This is a genomic window from Marinobacter sp. tcs-11 (genome assembly GCF_002049515.1).
In the GTDB taxonomy this organism is placed as follows: Bacteria; Pseudomonadota; Gammaproteobacteria; order Pseudomonadales; family Oleiphilaceae; genus Marinobacter; species Marinobacter nauticus.
In genome coordinates this window covers 1-4,504 of the sequence record NZ_LLYU01000043.1, presented here as the reverse complement: position 1 = coordinate 4,504, position 4,504 = coordinate 1, and the positions used below count along the sequence as shown (strand labels likewise).

Below are 4,504 nucleotides of genomic sequence, written 5' to 3'. Positions count from 1 at the left end.
CCATGGTGGCAACGAATCCTGTGCAGTTGACGATGACCGTATTATCGCTGATTTTGAGACTTATTCAGAGCCTCCTTAAGTCTTTTGATTGCGTCTTCTAGGAAAACGGAATGAAAGTCCCCAACTCTAAAACTGTCAATATTTGCAGTTTCGGGTTTACTAAGAATAAGAGTCCAATGCTCATCCATCAAACGAGCCTTAAGAAACAACTCAATTGATGTATAAAAATCAACAATAGAGTTCTTAGGCCTCTTTTCCAAATCATCAAGCGATGAATCCAAAAAATCTATTGCATTCTTGACCAGAGAGTCAAAAAGCTCTTCTTTTGTTTGTTTCTTTTGAGAAATGAACTTTCGGCCCATTTAGGACTTCCCTAGGTTTTTAACGCCGGCGTAACGGGCCGGTTTGTGGAGCGGCAGCGGAACAAACCGGTCCCGTTGACGCACTGGTTATACGGTCCCCACTCAATGGCGACATTGCTCTTCGTAGACTTGGTCAATCATACCTTGGCCAACAAATTTCTCTCTATCGCCTCCAAGCTCCGACTCCAGCCATGACAAACACTCCTCCAACGTTCCCTCAAAAAATTTTTCTTCTGAAGGATCATCGTCGGCTACTTGTCCGAAAGAAAGTACATCGCAACATCCCCAGTCTGCCCCGGCGTCATATGATCGGATAAGGTCAATTTTGGCTTTTTCTGGTGAGCCAAACAGATTTGCCCATTCAAAGGTTCGAGATTCGAAGTACTCCCCAAAACCCAGGAACTGCGGCAATTCCCGCCCCAGCTTCAAATAGGTTTTTAATTGACTGGAATCGATGTATTTCACGGGATATCTCTTTACGTACTAATGGGTTCGAAAGTAAGCGAACATCATTTATAATGTAGGCTCCGTTCGCCAAGCTTATCGGATATTTACACACATGCGCCACGATGACGGTCGTAAACTTGATCACAAAACATTAGAAGCCATTCGCGTTCGCGCCGTTCAACGGGTCATGGATGGCGAGAGTCCAGAAGTCGTCATCAAAGCGCTGGGGATGAGCCGAGCACGAATCTATGAATGGCTGGCTGCCTACCGCGAGGGTGGCTTTGACGCGCTCAAGGCCAAGCAGATTTCCGGTCGTCCCAAGAAACTGAGCGGTGCTCAGATCCGGGAGCTGTATATCTGGATAACGACCTTTACGCCGGACCAGTTGAAGTTTGATTTTGCCCTGTGGACTCGGGGCCGAGTGCGTGAGCTCATCCGGCAAAAGTTCAACGTCCGGTTAAGCGATGTCTCGGTCGGTCGTCTGCTTCGAAACCTGGGGCTGACGCCTCAGAAACCCCTGCATCGGGCCTACCAGCAAAAGCCAGAGGCCGTGAAACAATGGAAAGAAGAGACCTACCCGGAAATTCGCAAGGAAGCAAAAAAAGTCGGCGCCACCATCTATTTCGGCGATGAAGCCAGCATTCGGTCTGATTATCACAGTGGCACCACCTGGGCACCCAGGGGTGAAACTCCGATCATCCGTAATACGGGCAGTCGCTTCAGCATCAATCTGATCTCGGCCATCTCGCCTCGCGGCGAGCTTCGCTTTAAGACCATTCAGGGCAACATGAACACCGATGCGTTTCTTGGTTTCCTCAAGGCTCTGGTGCAAGACGTTGACAAGCCGGTTTTCCTGATCCTCGATAACCACCCGGTTCATCATGCTCGTCGGGTTCGAGACTATGTTGAGAGTCTCGACGGCAAGCTCAGGTTGTTCTTCCTGCCGCCGTACTCGCCGGAGCTGAATCCTGACGAGTCTGTTTGGGGCTATATCAAATACCATCACGTCGGTAAAAAGATCATTAACAGCAAAGAACAACTTCGGAGCACTGTTTACCGGCAGCTTCGACGTTTGCAAAAATTGCCACGACTATTGAAATCGTTTTTTGGCCATCCGGATTTGGCTTTTATCTCCGGGTAATGTTCGCTTACTTTATTTCGAATTAGTATAACGCCAACAGCATGCGCGGCTACGAAATGGAGGCGAAGCCGCAATGTAGTAGACGTCGCCGTGACTGTGATTGTTATATTCCCACCTCGGACACGTTTATGGTTTCAGGCTCATCGTGAGTCTGGCTAACCCACTCCCTCATTTGTTCATGGTCGAGGACGAACTGCATATATTCTGTAGATACCGGCGAGACCTTGACCCCGTAGGTTTTAAATCGCGACGCAACTGGAGCAAACATGCAATCTGCAATAGAGAACTCACCGAACAACCACGGGCCCTCACTCAAATAGGTTTCTCGGTATTGCGACCAGATTCGGTCTATCCGAGCTATCTCTCGTTCAAGGGCTGCATTAAGAGGAAGTTTGCGTCCGATTGCGCGACAGTTCATTGGCAGTTGGCCTCGAATTTCTGTGAAACCCGAGTGCATTTCTGCGCAGCAAGATCTTGCTTCTGCTCGCGCACCAACGGAACTCGGCCATCCGCGGCCGTCTAGGTACTGCTCGGAAATATACTCACAAATTGCCAGTGAATCCCAGATGACCAGATCATTGTCTTTGAGAACCGGGACTTTCCCTGCATCGGTATGCTGGGCAAGCGCAGTGTATGTGTCGTCTTGATTCAGCGGAATCCGCACTTCCCTAAAAGGTAACTTGTGGACTGACAAAAGTAGCCAAGGCCTTAACGACCATGACGAGTAATTTTTATTCCCTATTACGAGCTCCAAAGTTCACTTCTTGAAATATAACGTTGCCAACACGGGCAGCTTTGGAGTGGAGGCGAAGCCGCAACGGAAAAGCTGTCCCCGTGCTTGGCCTGGTTATGAGCTGCTTGGCACAAAATCATAGACTCCTTGTTGAACAAGGAGGTATGTTGATGCAGCTCCCTCAGAATTCGACAAGCTGTGCTTCACTCCTGGCAGGATCTGGTGCCGCTGCCCCGAGGAAAGGATGACGGGCATTGAGGCCTGTGCGAGTTTGAGCGTGATTTTCCCGCTCACGCAAACTACCTGTTCAGTGACAGCAGAATGATGATGCCAAGGTGATTCCTCTCCAGCCGCCAGTGTGATCAAGGCGACTCTAGAGCTTTCTTCAAGAACCAGATCTTCCCTCTCCATCCGTGAACTCTCTCCTGCACTCATAACGCGAAGGTAACCGGCCGCTTTGGAGCGCCAGCGGAAAAGCGGTCCGGTTGACCGCCTGGTTAAAAGCTCTAGGCGCCATAGCCTGGAATCCAGCGCTCTTGATCTATTTCAGATAAATTCCCGCGCGCCAAAAGGCTCCAGAGAGCTATGACTTTCTCTTTTGAGACTCCAGCCATGTGCTTTGGCTCACCATCTCCTGCCACGTTCTCCCACACGACCAACCCCGAAGAAAGAGCTGACAGGCACCATTCGGATTCATGGGTAAGAGACACATCGGTATGCTCGCCATCCGCTGTGGCAAGCTCGTCATACAGATTTGGCAATGAATCAAGTGGGAAATTCTGCTCTGCGTTTCCCATCAGATGGTTAACCCAATAAGCCATGCGAACTCCTTTGCCTTTTAACGCCGCGCTCTGCGGCAAATTTGGAGCGCAGCGGAAAATTTGTCCGACAGCAGCGCTTGGTTAGGCGAGAGAACGCAACGCCAGCACATCATACGGCCACCCCAAAGAGCGCACCGACCCCAGCCGTCAAAGCCATAGCCAAGGCCCCCCAAAACGTAACCCGAGAGGCAGCCTTAAGAACAGGAGCGCCGCCGACCTTCGCTGCTAATGAGCCTAGCAAGGCAAGGAAAAGCAGTGAACTACCGGGGACGCCCCATATAAGTAGCGACGCCGGAAGCAGAAAGACGACGCATAAAGGAAGGGCCGCTCCTACCGAGAATGTACCTGCTGACGCAAGCGCAGCCAGAATTGGACGTGCCGTGGATACTTCTGAAATGCCAAGTTCATCACGGGCATGGGCTCCCAGCGCATCCTGCTTCATTAGTTGACTTGCTACTGCGTCTGCTAGCGCCCGGTCTAAACCGCGCTTAACGTAGATCTCGGCAAGCTCAGCATGCTCTTGTTCAGGCGCATCAGCCAGCTCCGTTCTCTCTCTGGCAAGGTCGGCCTCCTCAGTGTCGGCTTGAGAGCTGACTGACACATACTCCCCCGCTGCCATCGACATAGCGCCAGCGACGAGACCAGCAATGCCTGCAATCAAAACAGCCTTAGAGTCCGCCCCTGCCGCCGCCACACCCAGGACCAGGCTCGCAGTAGACACAATTCCGTCGTTTGCACCAAGAACCGCAGCACGAAGCCAGCCGATCCGATCGGTTCTATGTCTTTCAGAATGTCTCATGCGAAGCCCAAATATAAAGGTGAGCAGTAGCGCCTAACAGCTTATTAGTTTGCATTCGTAGTAAACCGCATCCGTACCACCGTGTCCAAAACTGTTTCACACCGCTGATAGCGTCGATTTTTCATAGTCTTACCAGCCATTAGCTGGCCGTTTTCGGGCTTCTGCGTCCGTGAAAAGTCTGCACGCGGTTTATCCTTGCAC

The 4,504-nt window shown here is 51.1% G+C and carries 7 protein-coding genes; 1 reads left to right on the top strand and 6 read right to left on the bottom strand.

Going from position 1 to position 4,504, the window contains the following annotated elements:
* Window positions 1-41: 41 nt before the first annotated feature.
* Both ARC85_RS19505 and ARC85_RS19500 read right to left on the bottom strand, forming a co-directional pair.
* Window positions 42-362 (bottom strand): hypothetical protein, encoded by a 321-nt coding sequence (locus ARC85_RS19505; protein ID WP_286715966.1) that lies wholly within the window; start codon window positions 360-362, stop codon window positions 42-44.
* Between the two features lie 102 nt (window positions 363-464).
* Window positions 465-827, bottom strand: coding sequence for a hypothetical protein (locus ARC85_RS19500; protein WP_286715965.1), 363 nt, complete (start codon window positions 825-827; stop codon window positions 465-467).
* Between the two features lie 94 nt (window positions 828-921).
* Here ARC85_RS19500 and ARC85_RS19495 point away from each other — a divergent pair, with 94 nt between their 5' ends.
* Window positions 922-1,950: an IS630 family transposase gene (locus ARC85_RS19495; protein ID WP_286715964.1), complete on the top strand. Its 1,029-nt coding sequence runs from the start codon at window positions 922-924 to the stop codon at window positions 1,948-1,950.
* A gap of 103 nt (window positions 1,951-2,053) precedes the next feature.
* Here the strand turns inward: ARC85_RS19495 and ARC85_RS19490 are convergent, their stop codons facing one another.
* The 4 genes from ARC85_RS19490 to ARC85_RS19475 form a co-directional block, all read right to left on the bottom strand.
* The gene (locus tag ARC85_RS19490) at window positions 2,054-2,704 is read right to left on the bottom strand and encodes a glutathione S-transferase family protein (protein WP_114433943.1); all 651 of its coding nucleotides are present in this window, start codon (window positions 2,702-2,704) and stop codon (window positions 2,054-2,056) included.
* Between the two features lie 93 nt (window positions 2,705-2,797).
* Complete coding sequence (locus ARC85_RS19485) at window positions 2,798-3,094, bottom strand: cupin domain-containing protein (RefSeq protein ID WP_181861256.1); 297 nt, start codon at window positions 3,092-3,094, stop codon at window positions 2,798-2,800.
* A gap of 95 nt (window positions 3,095-3,189) precedes the next feature.
* Window positions 3,190-3,504 carry a hypothetical protein gene (locus ARC85_RS19480; RefSeq protein WP_022990894.1) on the bottom strand — a complete coding sequence of 105 codons (315 nt, stop codon included), beginning with the start codon at window positions 3,502-3,504 and terminating at the stop codon, window positions 3,190-3,192.
* Window positions 3,505-3,613: 109 nt separating this feature from the next.
* Window positions 3,614-4,303, bottom strand: a complete 690-nt coding sequence (locus tag ARC85_RS19475; protein WP_036149876.1) for a VIT1/CCC1 transporter family protein — start codon at window positions 4,301-4,303, stop codon at window positions 3,614-3,616.
* Between the last annotated feature and the right edge of the window lie 201 nt (window positions 4,304-4,504).

What these genes read in the sequence shown, in the direction of transcription:
- ARC85_RS19505 (WP_286715966.1), bottom strand. Translation starts at nt 362, where the DNA reads ATGGGCCGAAAGTTCATTTCTCAAAAGAAACAAACAAAAGAAGAGCTT.
- ARC85_RS19495 (WP_286715964.1), top strand. Translation starts at nt 922, where the DNA reads ATGCGCCACGATGACGGTCGTAAACTTGATCACAAAACATTAGAAGCC.
- ARC85_RS19485 (WP_181861256.1), bottom strand. Translation starts at nt 3,094, where the DNA reads ATGGAGAGGGAAGATCTGGTTCTTGAAGAAAGCTCTAGAGTCGCCTTG.
- ARC85_RS19480 (WP_022990894.1), bottom strand. Translation starts at nt 3,504, where the DNA reads ATGGCTTATTGGGTTAACCATCTGATGGGAAACGCAGAGCAGAATTTC.
- ARC85_RS19475 (WP_036149876.1), bottom strand. Translation starts at nt 4,303, where the DNA reads ATGAGACATTCTGAAAGACATAGAACCGATCGGATCGGCTGGCTTCGT.